Below are 17083 nucleotides of genomic sequence, written 5' to 3' on the forward strand. Positions count from 1 at the left end.
ACGGCCGAGGGTTTGAGGAGCCTTGACCGTACGAGGGGAAAGTCATGTCGTACGGTCCAGGATCCGCCGCCGCCGCGGCGACCCTCAGCGGGTCTCGGCGGCCTTGATGCTCCTGCGCCGCCACAGGGCCACGGGTACCACGGTGACGAGGGCGATCCCGTTCGGGGCGACCGTGAGGGCGGTGGAGGCCGCCGACTGGGCGTTCAGGCCGCTCTGGTCGAAGGTGTCCGGCACCGGCAGGGTGCCCCAGCGGTTGATCGGCCAGGCCTTCACGACGGCCCGCCCGACGACGTCGTCCACCGGCACCATGCCCTTGTGGCTGTCGCTCTGGTTGTAGCGCGAGTCGCGGGAATTCTGCCGGTGGTCGCCCATCACCCAGATGTAGCCCTTGGGCACCTTCACCGTGAACTGGCCGCCCTGGTCATCGTTGCTGCACGGTGTGTTGCCGGCGTAGACGTACGACGCCTCGTTCAAGGCCTTGCCGTTGACCGTCAGCGGGCCGGAACCACTACAGGAGACGGTGTCGCCGCCGACGCCGATGACGCGCTTGATCAGGTCCTTCTCCTCCGCGGACGGCATCAGGCCGATCCAGCTGAGGAACGTCTGCACCGCGTTGGGGTCGGTCGTCGGCTCGCCCGCCAGCCAGTTGTCGGGGTCGTGGAACACCACGACCTCACCGCGCTCGGGCTCGGAGCCGAACCACGGGGTGAGCTTGTCGACCAGGACACGGTCACCCTGCTGGAGGGTGTTCTGCATCGAGTCCGACGGGATCGAGAACGCCTGCACCAGGAAGGTCTTGATCAGCAGCGCGAGCACGAGCGCGATACCGATCAGGATGGGCAGCTCCTTCCAGAAGGAGCGCGGCTTCTTCGGCGCGGGAGCCGAGTCACCGGGCCCCCGTCCGTCCGTCCCCGGCTGTTCGCCGGCCATGCCGTCCTCGGCTGCCCCGGAGTCATTCCCGGAGGTCACGGCGCTGTCCGCGGCCGGGACGGCTGTCTCCGCGGGGCGTCCGCGGTGCTCCTCGCCGTCGTGCCCGGACCGTGCGCCAACCGCCACATCCCCCACGCCAACTCCTTACTCTGTGCCGCCGCCGCCTGCCCCGTACACGGTGCAGGCCCACCACTCCCATAACGAGCGGGAGTTCCGCAGGGCTCGGGAGTTGGACCGATCCGTTCGGATCGTCGGGTGCAACCCTAAGCGACGGCGGACCGGCAGCGGTCGACCCCGCTGTCGAGTCGGACACGGAAGCGTAGGTTTTCGGCTCCTTGAGCTTGGTCATGTGACCGAACGGCCAGGCGATGACCATGGCCCGCCCCACCACGGAGCCCTCGGAGACCGTGCCTCCGTAGTCGGTGTCCTGGTGGGCGCGGGAGTCGGCGGAGTTGGCCCGGTGGTCGCCCATCACCCACAGCCGCCCCTGCGGGACGGTGATGTCGAACTGGGTCGCGGAGGGGGCGTTGCCGGGGTACAGGTAGTCCTCGGCCAGGGGAACGCCGTTGACGGTGACCCGTCCCTGCGCGTCGCAGCACTTGACTCGGTCGCCGCCCACGCCGACGACCCGCTTGATCAGGTCCTTCTCGTTGTCGGACGGCAGCAGGCCGATGAAGGTGAGTCCCTCCTTGACCTGCTTGACGACGATGGGATCTTCCTTCTTTGTGGTCGGCTGCTCGTCCTTCAGCCAGCCGCCGGGATCCTTGAAGACGACGACGTCCCCGCGCTCGGGCTTGGAGCCGAACCACGGGGTGAACTTGTCGACCAGGACCCGGTCGCCGATCTGGATCGTCTGCTCCATCGATCCCGACGGGATCACGAACGCCTGGACGAGGAAGGTCTTCAGGACGAGGGCTATCAGGACGGCGACACCGACGAGGAGCGGTATCTCCTTGATGGCGGAGCGCCTGCGGCGCCGCTTGACCTTGCGTTGGAGCTTGCGCCGCTCGGCGCGGCTGCGTCCGCCCGCGGCACCGGCGGACGACCGCCGGGATCCGGTGGGCAGCAGGTTGTCGACCGCGCTCGTCGGCACGCCACGTGGTTTGCCGCGGTTACCCATGGGCGCCCACCGCGGTGGTCGGCTCACTCGCCCCTTCGGCGGCGGCGGGTACGCGCGCATAGGAGGCGGGCCGGTGCAGTCGGATGAAGTGGCCGGCGGGCCACAGGACCCAGTCGGCCCGGCCGATGACGTCGTCGACGGGGATCATCCCGCCCCCCGGGGAGCCGAGGTGGTCGCGGGAGTCGCTGGAGCGGCTGCGGTGGTCGCCCAGGACGAAGAGTGCGCTCGGGGGCACCACCACGTCGAAGGGCACCGAGGAAGGGGTGTCACCGGGGTAAAGGAACGTCGATTCGTCGACGGACCGACCATTCACCTCGATCCACCCCTCCTTGTCACAGCAGACCACGTGGTCTCCCCCCACACCGACAACGCGTTTGATGTAGTCGGCGTCCCCGAAGTACCCGGTTCCGTCGAACACCACGACATCGCCGCGCCTCGGCTCGGCACCGAAACGGTACGCCAACTTATTTACGAGGACGCGGTCCCCGATCCTCAATCCCTTTTCCATGGATCCGCTGGGAATCTGGAAGGGCTGTACGACGAAGTTGCTGAGCAGCAGCAGGAACAGCAGGCAGAGCAGCAGGGTCAGGGTGATCCGCCCGCCGGGCAGCCATGCGGCGATGCGCGGCACCAACGCGAAACGCGACCGGTCCTCGCGCCCTCCGGTGTCCGAGATCTCCTCGGCATCGGAAAGGCGGGAGGAGCGGTCGCGCTCCGTCGGCTGTGCTTCGGTGTCCATCGAGGCCAGATGCTATCCGGCCGCTCTGTGGACCCCCGCGCGAGATCAGCTCTCGCGCTTCTCCTTGATCTTCGCGGCCTTGCCGCGCAGCTCGCGCAGGTAGTAGAGCTTGGCGCGACGCACGTCACCGCGGGTGACGAGCTCGATCTTCTCGACGATCGGGGTGTGCACCGGGAAGGTGCGCTCGACGCCGACGGAGAAGGAGACCTTGCGGACCGTGAAGGTCTCGCGGACACCGGCGCCCTGGCGACGGATGACGACGCCCTTGAACTGCTGCACACGGGAGCGGTTGCCCTCGATGACACGCACGTGGACGTTGACGGTGTCACCCGGGCGGAAGGCCGGGACGTCGTCGCGCAGCGACGCGTTGTCGACAATGTCGAGCAGGTGAGACATTTCGTCTGCTTTCTTCGCTGATGCCACAGGTCATCAACGGCACATAGGTTTCGGAAGGATGCTGTCCACGTCGGGGCGAGCGTCGTGTCCCCCTGCGGCAGGGGCGCACGCCGGACGGCGCACAACAGCGACCTATTGTTCCATGCCTTCTGGCCTGCGCCAAAATCGGCCGTACGGCTCCCCCGCCGGGTCGGGTGCCCAGCCCAGGATGGAGAGCATCTCGCGGTCCTTCTTGTCGAAGGCCTTGGGGTCGCAGCGCTCGATGAGGTCGGGCCGGTGGGCCGCCGTACGCCGGAGTGCCTCGTCGCGCCGCCAGCGGGCGATCTTGCCGTGGTGACCGCTGAGCAGCACGTCGGGTATCCCTCGCCCGCGCCACTCGGGCGGCTTGGTGTAGACGGGGCCCTCCAGGAGGTTGGCCATGGCGCCGGGCGCGAAGGAGTCGTCGCGATGGGACTCGGCGTTGCCGAGAACACCGGGCAGCAGCCGCGCCACGGCCTCCGTGATGACGAGTACGGCAGCCTCGCCGCCGGCCAGGACGTAGTCGCCGATGGAGACCTCGTACACCGGCATCCGCCTCGCGTACTCGTCGATCACGCGGCGGTCGATGCCCTCGTAGCGGGCGGGCGTGAAGACGAGCCAGGGGCGCTCGGACAGTTCGACGGCGAGTTCCTGGGTGAAGGGCCGGCCGCTGGGCGTGGGGACGATCAGGGCGGGCGTGTGCGAGCCCGACTCATAGCCGTCCGCCAGGACACAGTCCAGCGCGTCGCCCCAGGGGCCGGTCTTCATGACCATGCCCGGACCGCCGCCGTACGGGGTGTCGTCGACCGTGTTGTGGCGGTCGTAGGTCCACTCGCGCAGGTCGTGGACGTGCACGTTCAGCTGCCCACGCGTGCGCGCCTTGCCGACGAGGGAGACGTTCAGCGGCTCCAGGTACTCGGGGAAGATCGTGACGACGTCGAGGCGCATCAGGACTCTTCTCGCGAGGAAGTGCCGGACTCGTCGGCGACCTCGTCGTCGTCGGTCTGGTCGTCGATCAGGCCGGGAGGGGGGTCGATGACGGCCCTCTGTTCCTCCAGGTCGATCTCCGTGACGATCTCCTCGACGAACGGGATCAGCACCTCGCTGCCGTCCGGACGCTCCACGATGAACAGGTCCTGCGAGGGCAGGTGCGAGATCTCGGTGATCCGGCCGACCTCGACGCCTTCCTTGGTCACCACGTCCAGGTCCATCAGCTGGTGGTCGTAGTACTCGTCCTCCTCCTCGGGGAGCACCTCCGGATCCACCTCCGCGATGAGGAGGGTGTTGCGCAGGGCCTCGGCGGCGGTGCGGTCCTTCACGCCCTCGAAACGCAGAAGGAGGCGGCCGCTGTGGACGCGACCGGTCTCGATGGTGAGCGGGCCCGTCGAGGCGGGGTCCGTGAGCAGTACGGCGCCGGGCCCGAGCCTCAGTTCCGGCTCGTCGGTGCGGACCTCTACGGTGACCTCGCCCTTGATGCCGTGGGCACGGCCGATGCGAGCGACTACCAGCTGCACTGTGCTTGCTTCTCCTGATCTACGACGACGGGCCGGGGACGGCCCAGTGGCCCTCCCCGGCCCGAGCCGGTGCTGCGATGCGTCAGCGGACGTGGTCCACGTCGACGAGGTCGACACGGACACCGCGGCCGCCGATGGCGCCCACGACGGTACGCAGGGCGCGCGCTGTGCGGCCGTTGCGGCCGATCACCTTGCCGAGGTCGTCCGGGTGAACCCGGACTTCCAGGACACGCCCACGACGCAGGTTGCGCGAGGCGACCTGCACGTCGTCAGGGTTGTCGACGATGCCCTTCACGAGGTGCTCAAGCGCCTCTTCGAGCATGCTGCTCAGGCCTCGGTGGACTGGGACTCGGCAGGAGCCTCGTCCTTCTTCTCAGCCTTCTTCTTCTGGGTGATCGCCTCACCCTTGCCCTCGTCGTCGCCGCCGAGGGCCTCGAACAGCGGACGCGCGGCCTTCTCGGACGGCTGCAGCAGCGGAGCCGGGGCGGGCTCGCCCTTGAACTTCTGCCAGTCGCCGGTCTTCTTCAGGATGGCGAGCACGGGCTCGGTCGGCTGGGCGCCGACGGAGAGCCAGTAGGCCACGCGCTCGGCGTCGACCTCCATGCGCGAGGGGTTCTGCACCGGGTGGTACAGGCCGATCTCCTCGATCGCACGACCGTCACGACGGGTGCGGGAGTCGGCGACGACGATGCGGTAGTGAGGCGAACGGATCTTGCCCAGACGCTTCAGCTTGATCTTGACTGCCACGGGAGTGGGTTCTCCTGATTTTGACGTGGTTGGGCACGGCGAGAAGGCCGCGTGGGGTTGCGGTACCCGAGTGCCCGATGGACGCGTCAGCCGGAGGCGAGAGGGTTCCTGTGCGGCTGTCGAGTACAGCTAGCCATTGTGCCACACGCCGCGGGTCGCTCCGGACCGGGGCCGCCTGGGACTGGGCAGCCCTGAGAGGCACCCGGCCCTTCGGGTGCCTCAGCGCGGTCGCACGGCCCGGTGCCGTGGTGCCGCCGCTTCTGTGCGGCGGCACCCACACCCACGCCCCGGGCTCGTCCGGCAGCCACGAGATGCCGGTACCCGTTCGCGCGGGGCGTCGGTTCGCGCCCGCGATCGCCTCAGCTCGCCGCCGCGCCCACGACCTCCGGGATTCTGAACGGCTTCCCGCAACCGCCGCACACGATCGGGGCCTGGGCCAGGACCGACGGGACGACCCGGACGTTGCGGCCGCAGTCGCAGACGGCCTTGACGCGGACGCCGCCACCGGAGGAACCGTGACGGGCGGCCGGGCCGCGGAAGGAGCGGGCGGTGTCCGCGGCGGTCGCGGCCGTGTGGGCCTTGAGAGCCCGCTGGAGGCGCTCGATGGTCGGCCGGTAACGGCGCTTCGCCTCGGGGTTGAGCGCGACCAGCGAGAAACCGCTGCTGGGGTGCGGTTCCTCGGGGTGGTCCAGGCCCATCTCCTCGGCGATCGCGAGGAATCTCCGGTTGTGGTAGCGGCCCGCACGGGAGGTGTCGCGGATGCCGCGCGAGGCGGCGATGCCATGGACTGCCTCGTGAAGCAGTCGCTCGAAGGAGAGCTCGTGACCGCACGCGGACGACGACTCCCCGATCAGGGACTCTGGCGCGGCAAGATCGGGCAGCTCGGGGTGGTACCGCTGAATGTCGGCCCACGCCTGTGCCAGCTCTGCGGCGAGAACAGGTGGTGTCTGTGTCGTGCTCACGTAATGACAACGAGCCAGGGTGCCGCTGTGTTCCTATTACGGGGCATCCCAAATAATTTGCACGTACCCGTCAGTTGCCACTGATGCGTCCTGACGAGGGCGGGTACGCTGATCTGCGGAGAAGCCTCACAGCTCATACCAAGCTGGTGCGTAGTCTGACGTAGGACCCGGCGCGTAGATCGTGTCCACGCGCCGGGGTAGCTGTGGTCAGCCGTTGCGCAAGAGACGTTTCGGTCGCTCTGCCGCCGGAAGGCGCTACCTCAGTAAGCGCGCGCGACGATCGCGACGTTACCGGGCGCCTCGTCGGCCTCCGGCACCGACCCGTCCTCGGCGACCAGACACCGTACGGTCACGGCGTGCTCTGCCAGCCTGGCCTCGCCTTCCTCGCCGAGCACCGCCCACGGGACGCGCGCCCAGCCACCCGCGCCTGCCACCTCGACGGCCTCCTCGATCGTGGACACGTCGGAGGTGCGGGACTCCCGGCGCTCGCGGGCCTGCCTCAGCAGCAGCGCCTGGTCCTCCTCCAGGACGGAGGGGAGCAGTCCCGCGAGCGCGTCCAGGGACACCGCCTCCTTGCCTCCCGGGATCCGCCGCGCCAGCATCGCGGTGCCGTTCTCCAGGTCACGGGGCCCGACCTCGACGCGCACCGGCACGCCCTTCAGCTCCCAGTCGACGGCCCGGCGCCCGAACGGCGTGTCGGTGCGGTCGTCGACGTGGACGCGCAGCCCCGCCGCCCGCAACTGATCGCCGATGTCGCGGACCTTGGCCAGAACCGTCTCGTCGCCCTTGATGGCGAGGACGACTACCTGGGTCTGGGCGAGGCGCGGCGGGACACGCAGGCCGTTGTCGTCGCCGTGCATCATCACCAGGGCGCCGATCATGCGGGTGGTGGATCCCCAGGAGGTCTGCCACACCAGTTCCTGCGTGCCCTCCTTCGACAGGTACCGGGTGTTGAAGGCCTGGGCGAAGTTCTGGCCCAGCTCGTGACTGGTGGCCATCTGCAGGGCCTTGCCGTCGCCCATCATCCCTTCGAGGGTGAGGGTGTTGACGGCGCCGGCGAACCGCTCCCTGACGGTCTTGCGGCCGGGGACGACGTCCATCGCGAGGACGTTCACCATGAAGTCCTCGTAGACCTCGCGGTGGATGTGGGAGGCGAAGTCGCGGGCCTCCTCGTAGGTGGCGTGCGCGGTGTGGCCTTCCTGCCACAGGAACTCGGTCGTCCGCAGGAACAGACGGGGGCGCAGCTCCCAACGGACCACGTTCGCCCACTGGTTGATCAGGAGAGGCAGGTCGCGGTAGCTCTGCACCCACTTCGAGAAGTAGTCGTTGACGATCATCTCGGAGGTGGGGCGGACCACCGCCGGCTCCTCCAGCTCGTTGCCGCCGCCGTGGGTGACGACCGCGAGTTCCGGCGCGAAGCCCTCGACGTGGTCGGCCTCGCGGGTGAGGTACGACTGCGGGATCAGCAGCGGGAAGTACGCGTTCTGCGTGCCCGTCGCCTTGATCCGGGCGTCCATCTCGGCCTGCATCCGCTCCCACAGTCCGTACCCGTACGGTCGGATCACCATGGTGCCGCGCACCGGCCCGTTGTCGGCCAACTCGGCCTTGGCGATCAGATCCTGGTACCAGCGCGGGAAGTCTTCCGCCCGCGGGGTGAGAACGGGTGCCTTTGCCATGGCGCGATGGTACGGGTCCAGGTTGCCGGAATGTGAAATCTCGCCACTGGCACAGTCCACTCTCAAGCGGGACTCGACAAACCCTGGACGCACGGTCGAGTGCGGAGTTACCTGGCATACGGGGGATGTGCGAGCGCACTGCACGGGGGCTCAGCAAACGGGCACAGGAGAAAACTCTCGGCGGATTGGGGCGCTTACCTATGACACCTACGCTCGTGCGGCAGCATCGGCCCGACACGGGAGAGGCCTTCCGTCCGGACCGCGGTGCACGCGCGCGTGACTGGTCCGAGATCCAGGAGCGGATGCTGGTACCGCTCTACGAGGCCGTCCACGAGCGACTCGACGTGGGCCCGCGCACGCGACTGTTGGGGCTCGGCTGCGGTTCCGGGCTCGCCCTGCTGATGGCGGCCTCCAGAGGCGCCACGGTCACCGGTGTCGACGGCTCCTCCCCCGAAAGGCTCGCCCTCGCGCGTGAGCGGCTGTTGCCGGAGGCGCGGGGTGGCCGGGCGCGTGGTGAGGTCCGGCTCGTGGCGGGAACGCCCGAGGACGCGGCCGACGCGGGGTCGCCCGCGTACAACCTGGTGACCGCCTTCGAGCCCATCGGGTGTCTCGCGGGTGACTCGGAGGGGCTCCGTGAGCTGCTCGCCTCGGCGACGCCGCGGGCCGAGCGCGGGGCGCCCGTGGTGCTGGCCGGCTGGGGTCCGCCGGAGCGCTGTGCCACGACGTCCGTGCTGCGGGTGGCCACCGGACTGGCGGATGGGCTGCGGGGCACGGCCGGCTGGCGTCCCGCCCTCCGCGACGACCTGGAGGAGGTCGCCCACCGGGCGGGCCTCAAGCCGGACGGTTCCGGCCGGGTCGCCTGCCCGTTCGGGTACGCCGACACCGCGAGTGCCCTGCGGGGGCTGCTGTCTACGGGGCTCTTCGACGCGGCGATCTCGGCGACCGACCAGGCGCAGGTGGACAAGGAGTTGACGGAGGCGCTGCATCCGTATCAGCGCCGGGACGGCACGGTGTGGATGCCGAACGTGTTCCGGTACCTGATCGCGCGGGTGCCGTAGACCGCGGCGGCGGACGTCGGCGGACCGTGGCGTCGGAGCCGGTGGCTCTCAGGAGCAGATTGGCCGAAAGCCACGGGGGTGCGCCTCCCTGAGAGGAGGGGCACCCCCGGCGACGTACGGACGGGCTCGGTCACGAGCCCCGTACAACAGCGTCAGCCCATGAACTTCTTGAACTCGTCAGGCAGTTCGAAGTCCTGCGGGGCCTGCTGGCCCGGCACGCCGAAGGCGCCGCCCTCGGCCGCGGCGGCGCGGCGCGCGGCCTCCTCCTGCTCCTGCTGCTTGCGCTTCATCGGGTTGCCGGAGCGCTGCTTGCCCTTGGCCTTCTTCGGCTGCTTCTTGGACCGGCCGGGTCCGCCGCCCATGCCCGGAACCCCCGGCATACCGGGCATGCCGCCGCCCTGGGCCATGCGGGACATCATCTTGCGCGCCTCGAAGAACCGCTCGACCAGGTTCTTGACGGCGCTGACGTCGACACCGGAACCCTTGGCGATACGGGCACGGCGGGAGCCGTTGATGATTGTCGGCTCGTGGCGCTCGGCCGGGGTCATCGACTTGATGATCGCGGCCGTGCGGTCGACATCGCGCTCGTCGAGGTTGTTGATCTGGTCCTTGATCTGCCCCATGCCCGGGAGCATGCCGAGCAGCTTGGAGATGGAGCCCATCTTGCGGACCTGCTCCATCTGCGCCAGGAAGTCGTCGAGGGTGAACTCCTGGCCCTTCTTGGACGCCAGCTTGGAGGCCATTTTCTGGGCCTCTTCCTGGCTGAACGTCTTCTCCGCCTGCTCGATCAGGGTGAGCAGGTCACCCATGTCGAGGATGCGGGAGGCCATCCGGTCCGGGTGGAACGCGTCGAAGTCCTCGAGCTTCTCGCCGTTCGACGCGAACATGATCGGCTTGCCGGTGACCGAGGCGATCGACAGGGCGGCACCACCGCGGGCGTCACCGTCGAGCTTGGAGAGGACCACGCCGTCGAAGCCGACGCCGTCCCGGAAGGCCTCGGCGGTGTTGACCGCGTCCTGACCGATCATCGCGTCCACGACGAACAGGATCTCGTCGGGTGAGACCGCGTCCCGGATGTCCGCGGCCTGCTGCATCATCTCGGCGTCGATGCCGAGGCGGCCGGCGGTGTCCACGATCACGATGTCGTGGACCTTGGACCGGGCGAAGTCGATGGAGTCCTTGGCGACCTTCACCGGGTCGCCCACGCCGTTGCCCGGCTCGGGGGCGTACACGGCGACGCCCGCGCGCTCGGCGACCACGCTGAGCTGGTTCACGGCGTTCGGGCGCTGGAGGTCGGCGGCGACCAGGATGGGCGAGTGGCCCTGCTCCTTCAGCCAGCGGCCGAGCTTGCCCGCGAGGGTGGTCTTACCGGCACCCTGCAGACCCGCCAGCATGATCACGGTCGGCGGCTGCTTGGCGAAGCGCAGGCGCCTGGTCTCGCCGCCGAGGATCGTGACGAGTTCCTCGTTGACGATCTTCAGGACCTGCTGGGCCGGGTTCAGCGCCTTGGAGACATCGGCGCCGAGGGCGCGCTCCTTGACGTTCTTGATGAACGTCCGCACCACCGGCAGGGCGACATCCGCTTCGAGGAGCGCGATGCGGATGTCGCGCGCGGTGGCGTCGATGTCCGCTTCGGAGAGCCGTCCTTTGCCGCGCAGGTTCTTGAAGGTCGCTGAGAGGCGATCGGAAAGAGTATCGAACACGGCGCTCGCGGTCCTCGGGGTCGTCGGTGGCTGGCTTCGAATCGCCCTCCAGGGTATCCCGCCTCCACCGGAGCGGGTCACGGTCGGTCGAAGACCGGGTCCTGGCCGGTCAGCCGCGGAGTGTCTCCTCCAGTCGCCGCGCCACCAGGGCCGCCTCTTCGCTGGGCAGCGGCGCCCCTTCGGGGCCGGTCACGTAGAAGGCGTCCACGGCGTTGGCACCCAGCGTCGAGACGTGCATGCTGCGCACCCGGACCTTCGCCTCGTCCAGGGCCCGCCCGATCCGGTGCAGCAGACCGGGGGCGTCATGGGCGCGGACCTCGATCACGGTCGCCAGCCGGGACGCGGCCGGGGCGACCGACACCCGCGCGGGGGGAGCCACGACGCCCCGGCGGCGCGGATACGCGGCGTCCCGTTCGGCGAGACGGCCGGCGATGTCCAGCGACCCGTCGAGGGCCCGTACCAGGTCGGCGCGCAGTCGCGCGGCCTGCGGCAGGGAGCCGTACTCGGCGGCGACCCGCCAGTTGAGCAGCAGCACCGAGTCCTCGACGCCGTCCGGCAGGTCCAGGGCGCGCAGTTCGGCGGTGCGGACGGTGAGGCGGTGCATGGCGAGCACACCGGCCACCGCGGGCAGCACGCCTCCGCGGTCCGGTACGGCGATGAGGAGTTCGACGCCGAGAGGTTCCGGATCGCCGGACGGCTGCTCCCCCGTCGGCGGTTCGGTCTGCGCGCGCAGCGACAGGACGGGGCCGCCGGTCGCGACCGCCTCGATGGCGAGCCGCTCCTGCTCGGCGGTGGGCGCGGCGGAGTCGGGGTCCTCCGGTGCGTCGCCGGACAGGACCGCGGAGACGCGCTGGACCAGGTCGGCGACGAGCGAGCCCCGCCAGGACGACCAGGCGGCCGGGCCGGTGGCCAGCGCGTCCGCCTCGGTGAGCGCGTGCAGCAGTTCCAGCGTGCTCTGCGAGCCGACCGCATCGGCGACCGAGCGCACGGTGGCCGGGTCCTCCAGGTCACGCCGGGTGGCGGTGTCGACGAGCAGCAGGTGATGACGTACCAGGGTGGAGAGCACGCTCACGTCCGCGCGGTCGAACCCGATGCGGGCGGCCACGTCCTTGGCGATGATCTCGCCGGCCACGGAGTGGTCGCCGGGCCAGCCCTTGCCGATGTCGTGCAGCAGCGCGGCGACCAGGAGGAGGTCGGGGCGGTGGACGCGGCGGGTGAACTCGGAGGCGCGCACGGCGGTCTCGATGAGGTGCCGGTCGACGGTCCAGATGTGCACGGCGTTGCGCTGCGGGCGGCAGCGCACCCGCTCCCAGTCGGGCAGCAGCCGGGTGATCAGGCCTTCGGCCTCCAGCGCCTCCCAGACGTCGATGGTGGAGGGGCCGGATCCGAGCAGGGTCACGAGTTGTTGGCGCGCCTCGGCGGGCCAGGGCGTGGGCAGGGGGCGCACGGCGGCGGCCAGGCGCCGCACGGCGTGCAGGGAGAGCGGGAGCCCGGCCTGCGCGGCGGCGGCCGCGGCACGCAACGGGAGGACGGGATCGCGCTCGGGGCGCGCGGCGCGGGCGAGCACCACCTCGCCGTCCTGTTCCACCACCCCTTCCGCGAGGGGTGAGCGTTCGGAGACCGGTTTCCCGCCGCCCAGCATGGCGCGCAGGCGCGGCCGGACCGCGCGGGACCTGAGCACGCGGCCCACTTCGCGCCAGGTGACGTCACTGGCGTACGCGATGACCCGCGCCGCCTCGTACACCTGCCGCAGCAGTGTGTCGGCGTCGAGCAGGCCGAGCTCGGAGGCGACCTGGTCCTGTTCCTGGAGCGCGAGCCGGTCGGTGGCGCGGCCCGTGGTCAGATGCAGGGCGTCCCGCACGTCGAGGAGTCGGCGCCGGGCGTCGTCGAGGCCCTCGCGCGGGGCGTCGGCCAGCCAGGAGGCGGCGACCGCGCGCAGTGCCGTGGCGTCCCTCAGTCCGCCTCGCGCCTCCTTCAGGTCGGGCTCCAGCAGGTACTGCAGCTCCCCCTGCCGTTCGGCGCGCTCCGCGCACAGCTCCTGGAGCTCGGGGAGACGTTTCGGTGCCTGGTTGCGCCAGTCGGCGAGGACGGCGGTCCGCAGACCTGCGGTCAGCCCCAGGTCACCGGCGAGGTGGCGGGCGTCAAGGAGCCCCAGCTGCACCTTGAGGTCCTCGGCGGCCGTCTTGCGGGCCTCGGCGGGGGTACGGACCGAGTGGTCGAGGGCCAGGCCCAGGTCCCAGACGGGGTACCAGATGCGGTCGGCCAGTGCGGCGACGGCGCCGGAGTCGCTGCCGTCGTGCAGCAGCAGAAGGTCCAGGTCGCTGCGTGGGGACAGTTCCCCGCGGCCGTATCCGCCGACCGCGACGAGAGAGGCCCCGCGCAGGTCCTCGGCGCCGGCGCCGAACAGCCCCGACAGCCAGTCGTCCGTCAGCTCGGAGAGCGCCGAACGGCGCGGCGGCCCGGACTGCGCCCCCTCGGTGAGGAGGCGCAGCCGGGCCGCCGCGTAGCCGCTGGGTCCCGAGTCCTCTGCTTCCATGCGCACGCCCGTACTCGTCACCCAGCGACTCCTGTCGTTTCCTCTGTTAGAGCGCGTCCGGGCCGCGCTCGCCGGTCCGGACCCGTACGGCCGTCTCGACCGGCAGGGACCAGACCTTGCCGTCACCGATCTTGCCGGTGCGGGCCGCCTTGACGATGACGTCGATCAGCTGTTCGGCGTCGTCGTCCTCGGCCAGCACCTCGATGCGGATCTTGGGGACCAGGTCGACGGTGTACTCGGCACCGCGGTAGACCTCGGTGTGGCCCCGCTGACGACCGTAGCCGCTCGCCTCGGTGACCGTCAGGCCGTGGACCCCGAAGGCCTGGAGGGCTTCCTTGATCTCGTCGAGCCGGTGGGGCTTGACGACAGCGGTGATGAGCTTCATGCGTCCACCTTCTTGCTCTGCGCGGCGGCCAGGGCGGGACCGGCGGTCGCGACGACACCGCCGCCGGCGCCGCTGAAGTCGTATGCGGTCTCAGCGTGCTCGGCCTGGTCGATACCGGAGATCTCCTCGTCCTCGGTGACCCGCATACCGATGGTCTTGTCGAGGAGGAAGGCGAGGACCGCGGAGGCGATCAGGGAGTAGGCGAGGACCGCGCCGACACCGGCGAACTGCTTCCACAGCTGGGTGAAGGAGTGGTCGCCGTAGAAGACGCCGGTCGCGGTGGACTGGCCCTTGCCGGTGGCGAAGAAGCCGATCAGCAGGGAGCCGAGGATACCGCCGACCATGTGGACACCGACCACGTCGAGGGAGTCGTCGTAGCCGAACTTGTACTTCAGGCCCACGGCCGCGGCACAGCCGACACCGGCGATGGCGCCGACGGCGATCGCGCCGAGCGGGGAGATGGCACCGCCGGACGGGGTGATGGCGACCAGACCGGCGACCGCGCCGGAGGCGGCGCCCAGCGTGGTGAACGCGCCGTGGCGGATCTTCTCGTAGGCGAGCCAGGCCAGCATCGCGGCGGCGGTGGCGACCTGCGTGTTGACGAACATCAGCGCGCCCACGCCGTCGTCGTTGCCCAGCCACGAGCCGGCGTTGAAGCCGAACCAGCCGAACCACAGCAGACCGGCGCCGAGCATGACCAGCGGGAGGCTGTGCGGACGCATCGGGTCCTTCTTGAAGCCGACGCGCTTGCCGATCACCAGGATCACACCGAGGGCGCCGGCACCGGCGTTGATGTGGACCGCGGTACCACCGGCGAAGTCGATCACACCGAGCTTGTAGGCCCAGCCGTCGGCACCCCACACCCAGTGGGCGACCGGGACGTAGACGATCGTGAGCCACAGGGCGACGAAGAGCGCCCAGGCGGAGAACTTGACGCGGTCCGCGATGGCACCGCTGATCAGGGCCGGTGTGATGACCGCGAACATCATCTGGAAGATCATGAACACGAAGATCGGGATGGTGTAGCCGTCCCAGAGCTCCGTCAGGCCGATGTTGCTGAGGCCCAGCCAGTCGGAATTGAAGCCGATGAAGCCGTTGCTCGCGCCGAAGGCAAGGGAGAATCCGTACAGGACCCACAGGATCGTGACGATCCCGATACTGATGAAGCTCATCATCAGCATGTTCAGGGTGCTCTTGACCCGGACCATGCCTCCGTAGAAGAAGGCCAGGCCCGGGGTCATGAGCAGCACCAGGGCGGAACAGATAAGCATGAAGCCTGTGTTGGCGGACGACAACTTGGGTGCCTCCGCCGCAAGCGTGATGGCGGCTGATGCCATCGGCGTCTCCTCGTCAATTGGTACGGCCCCGTGCGGGCGAAGCCTGAGCGGTATGAGGGGTGGGCCGGTTATGCGCCATGAGATTGGCGCAGCACCATTTCGATGGAAGCCCCTCGTTGTTTCGCCGCCGTGACGAAGGCGCCCTGTGTGTTACGCGTCGATGAACTGGCGGATTTCGGCCGAGTCGATCGTTATCGTGGCGCAACCTTCGGTGGAGGAAGCAGGCCGGCCGCGGTCGGCCTTCCGATGACCTGGCATGGGGGAGCCGAGTCGGGCAGTTCGGGAGGGCCGGCCGCGGCCGGGGTTCAGGGGGTGGCGCCGCCCCGTCAGACCGCCTCGGCGGTCTCGGGCAGCTCCACGGCCAGCTGGTCGGTGAGGTCCACGACCTCGGCGAGGTCGCCGAAATCGCGTACGGCCGTGTCGACGGTCTTTCGGATACGAGTGTTCACGCGCTCGGAGCGGACCTTCTTGGCGATCTGCATGGCCTCCATGGCCGGCACGGTGCTCTGCTCGGGCTCCCGCTGGAGGAGGTGCACGGTCGCCATTCCGATCAGGTTCAGTGCGTACGACCGCTGGTGCTCGTCGTCCTTGGCGAAGAGCTCGACGGCCCTCCGCATCAGGGGCTCGGCGAGGGAGGCGTAGGTGGGGCTGCGGCCGGCGACATAGGCGAGGTCGCGGTAGGAGTGGGAGTTCTCGCCGTACAGCTCGGCCTCGGAGAAGAAGCGGATCCAGTCGGGGTCCGGGTCGTCCCACTCGTCGACGTCACCGAAGGTGTCCTCGGCCATCCGGACCGCCCGCTTGCACTTGCCGGGCTGCCCCATGTTGGCGTAGGCGCGGGCCTCCATCGCATACAGCATGGACTGGGTGCGCGGGCCGGCGCAGTCCCGGCTGCCGTACTGCGCGAGATGGATCAGCTCCAGGGCGTCCTCGGGCCGCCCGAGGTGGATCATCTGGCGGCTCATGCTGGACAGCACGTACGAGCCGAGCGGTTTGTCGCCCGCCTCCTTGGCGGCGTGCAGGGCGAGGACGAAGTACTTCTGCGCGGCGGGCTGCAGTCCGACGTCGTACGACATCCAGCCGGCCAGTTCCGCGAGCTCGGCGGCCACCTTGAACAGCTTGCGGGTGGTGGCCTCGGGCTGGGGCTCCTGGAGGAGGTCGGTCACCTCGTGCAGCTGGCCGACGACCGCCTTGCGGCGCAGGCCGCCGCCGCACTGGGCGTCCCACTGGCGGAACATCACCGTGGTCGACTCCAGTAACTCCAGTTCGGGCCTGGACAGCCGACCGCGGCGGGCCGAGGCCGAGGCCGGTTCGGGCTCGGGGCGCGGGGCGGCGGGCGCGGGCACCAGCCAGCGCTGCATGGGTTCGATGAGGGACGGGCCCGCGGAGAGGGCCAGCGAGGTTCCGAGGAAGCCGCGCCGCGCCAGCATCAGGTCGCTGCGCGAGAACTCGCTGAGCAGGGCCACGGTCTGCGGGCCCGTCCAGGGCAGGTCGACGCCGGTCGCGGAGGGTGACTGCCGGGCGGAGCGCAGTCCGAGGTCCTCGACGGAGACGACACAGCCGAACCGCTCGGAGAACAGCTCGGACAGGATGCGGGGAATGGGTTCGCGGGGGTTCTCGCCGTCCAGCCAGCGGCGCACGCGCGAGGTGTCGGTGGAGATGTGATTGGCGCCCAACTGACGGGCCCGCCGGTTGACTTGGCGTGCCAGCTCGCCCTTGGACCAGCCGCTGCGCACGAACCACGAGGTGAGCAGCTCGTTGGGGCGCTTGTCGGTGTTCGTCCCCGTCGTCGCGGTCGTCGCGCCCGTCTCGCTACCGCCGTTGCCGCTCACTGGAACGCCCCCATCCCTGAGACCACTTGTCACTGAGTGCGCCAAGCCTTATCAGAATGCCGGTAAATACGGCTTCCCGTCCGGCGGTTGCCATCCTTCGAACGGGAAACCGGGTTGCCTCCGGCATACCCAA

General features: G+C 69.9%; 16 protein-coding genes. 1 reads left to right on the plus strand and 15 read right to left on the minus strand.

What is annotated here, in order from left to right; genetic code table 11:
- Positions 1–84 precede the first annotated feature (84 nt).
- From lepB (ACFYRY_RS19190) to proS, 10 genes are all read right to left on the minus strand, one after another.
- The gene (gene lepB / locus ACFYRY_RS19190) at positions 85–1065 is read right to left on the minus strand and encodes a signal peptidase I (protein WP_389146623.1); all 981 of its coding nucleotides are present in this window, start codon (positions 1063–1065) and stop codon (positions 85–87) included.
- On the minus strand, positions 953–2050 hold the full coding sequence (gene lepB / locus ACFYRY_RS19195; protein ID WP_389146625.1) for a signal peptidase I: 1098 nt from the start codon (positions 2048–2050) through the stop codon (positions 953–955). Before lepB (ACFYRY_RS19195) ends, lepB (ACFYRY_RS19190) begins: the two co-directional genes overlap by 113 nt.
- The gene (gene lepB, locus ACFYRY_RS19200) at positions 2043–2789 is read right to left on the minus strand and encodes a signal peptidase I (protein WP_389146628.1); all 747 of its coding nucleotides are present in this window, start codon (positions 2787–2789) and stop codon (positions 2043–2045) included. Before lepB (ACFYRY_RS19200) ends, lepB (ACFYRY_RS19195) begins: the two co-directional genes overlap by 8 nt.
- A 45-nt stretch (positions 2790–2834) precedes the next feature.
- Entirely contained in the window at positions 2835–3185 is a 351-nt protein-coding gene (rplS, locus tag ACFYRY_RS19205; RefSeq protein ID WP_356767456.1) for a 50S ribosomal protein L19, read from the minus strand.
- 132 nt (positions 3186–3317) lie between these two features.
- Positions 3318–4151 carry a tRNA (guanosine(37)-N1)-methyltransferase TrmD gene (trmD, locus tag ACFYRY_RS19210; protein WP_389146631.1) on the minus strand — a complete coding sequence of 278 codons (834 nt, stop codon included), beginning with the start codon at positions 4149–4151 and terminating at the stop codon, positions 3318–3320.
- On the minus strand, positions 4151–4717 hold the full coding sequence (rimM, locus tag ACFYRY_RS19215) for a ribosome maturation factor RimM (protein WP_389146634.1): 567 nt from the start codon (positions 4715–4717) through the stop codon (positions 4151–4153). Before rimM ends, trmD begins: the two co-directional genes overlap by 1 nt.
- 82 nt (positions 4718–4799) lie before the next feature.
- Positions 4800–5039: an RNA-binding protein gene (locus ACFYRY_RS19220; RefSeq protein ID WP_003973401.1), complete on the minus strand. Its 240-nt coding sequence runs from the start codon at positions 5037–5039 to the stop codon at positions 4800–4802.
- A 5-nt stretch (positions 5040–5044) separates the two neighbouring features.
- On the minus strand, positions 5045–5464 hold the full coding sequence (gene rpsP, locus ACFYRY_RS19225) for a 30S ribosomal protein S16 (protein WP_356767462.1): 420 nt from the start codon (positions 5462–5464) through the stop codon (positions 5045–5047).
- 359 nt (positions 5465–5823) lie between these two features.
- Entirely contained in the window at positions 5824–6426 is a 603-nt protein-coding gene (locus ACFYRY_RS19230) for a hypothetical protein (RefSeq protein ID WP_356767464.1), read from the minus strand.
- Between the two features lie 260 nt (positions 6427–6686).
- A complete protein-coding gene (proS, locus tag ACFYRY_RS19235) occupies positions 6687–8102 on the minus strand; it encodes a proline--tRNA ligase (protein WP_389146638.1) in 1416 nt (471 codons plus the stop codon).
- 200 nt (positions 8103–8302) lie between these two features.
- Here proS and ACFYRY_RS19240 point away from each other — a divergent pair, with 200 nt between their 5' ends.
- Positions 8303–9160, plus strand: coding sequence for an SAM-dependent methyltransferase (locus ACFYRY_RS19240; RefSeq protein WP_389146641.1), 858 nt, complete (start codon positions 8303–8305; stop codon positions 9158–9160).
- 152 nt (positions 9161–9312) lie between these two features.
- On the opposite strand, the gene ffh is transcribed toward ACFYRY_RS19240, so the two are convergent.
- The 5 genes from ffh to ACFYRY_RS19265 form a co-directional block, all read right to left on the minus strand.
- Positions 9313–10863 (minus strand): signal recognition particle protein, encoded by a 1551-nt coding sequence (gene ffh, locus ACFYRY_RS19245; protein ID WP_389146644.1) that lies wholly within the window; start codon positions 10861–10863, stop codon positions 9313–9315.
- Positions 10864–10972: 109 nt separating this feature from the next.
- A complete protein-coding gene (locus tag ACFYRY_RS19250; RefSeq protein WP_389146647.1) occupies positions 10973–13420 on the minus strand; it encodes a [protein-PII] uridylyltransferase in 2448 nt (815 codons plus the stop codon).
- Between the two features lie 25 nt (positions 13421–13445).
- Positions 13446–13784 carry a P-II family nitrogen regulator gene (locus ACFYRY_RS19255; protein WP_003997576.1) on the minus strand — a complete coding sequence of 113 codons (339 nt, stop codon included), beginning with the start codon at positions 13782–13784 and terminating at the stop codon, positions 13446–13448.
- A complete protein-coding gene (locus ACFYRY_RS19260; RefSeq protein ID WP_389146650.1) occupies positions 13781–15121 on the minus strand; it encodes an ammonium transporter in 1341 nt (446 codons plus the stop codon). Before ACFYRY_RS19260 ends, ACFYRY_RS19255 begins: the two co-directional genes overlap by 4 nt.
- A 326-nt stretch (positions 15122–15447) precedes the next feature.
- The gene (locus ACFYRY_RS19265; RefSeq protein ID WP_389146653.1) at positions 15448–16950 is read right to left on the minus strand and encodes a hypothetical protein; all 1503 of its coding nucleotides are present in this window, start codon (positions 16948–16950) and stop codon (positions 15448–15450) included.
- Positions 16951–17083 lie beyond the last annotated feature (133 nt).

The sequence above is a fragment of the Streptomyces sp. NPDC005263 genome (genome assembly GCF_042872365.1).
GTDB lineage: Bacteria > Actinomycetota > Actinomycetes > Streptomycetales > Streptomycetaceae > Streptomyces.

Coding starts and splice junctions, on each gene's coding strand:
- lepB (WP_389146625.1), bottom strand. CDS start 2,050: ATGGGTAACCGCGGCAAACCACGTGGCGTGCCGACGAGCGCGGTCGAC.
- lepB (WP_389146628.1), bottom strand. CDS start 2,789: ATGGACACCGAAGCACAGCCGACGGAGCGCGACCGCTCCTCCCGCCTT.
- rplS (WP_356767456.1), bottom strand. CDS start 3,185: ATGTCTCACCTGCTCGACATTGTCGACAACGCGTCGCTGCGCGACGAC.
- trmD (WP_389146631.1), bottom strand. CDS start 4,151: ATGCGCCTCGACGTCGTCACGATCTTCCCCGAGTACCTGGAGCCGCTG.
- ACFYRY_RS19220 (WP_003973401.1), bottom strand. CDS start 5,039: ATGCTCGAAGAGGCGCTTGAGCACCTCGTGAAGGGCATCGTCGACAAC.
- proS (WP_389146638.1), bottom strand. CDS start 8,102: ATGGCAAAGGCACCCGTTCTCACCCCGCGGGCGGAAGACTTCCCGCGC.
- ACFYRY_RS19240 (WP_389146641.1), top strand. CDS start 8,303: ATGACACCTACGCTCGTGCGGCAGCATCGGCCCGACACGGGAGAGGCC.
- ACFYRY_RS19255 (WP_003997576.1), bottom strand. CDS start 13,784: ATGAAGCTCATCACCGCTGTCGTCAAGCCCCACCGGCTCGACGAGATC.
- ACFYRY_RS19260 (WP_389146650.1), bottom strand. CDS start 15,121: ATGGCATCAGCCGCCATCACGCTTGCGGCGGAGGCACCCAAGTTGTCG.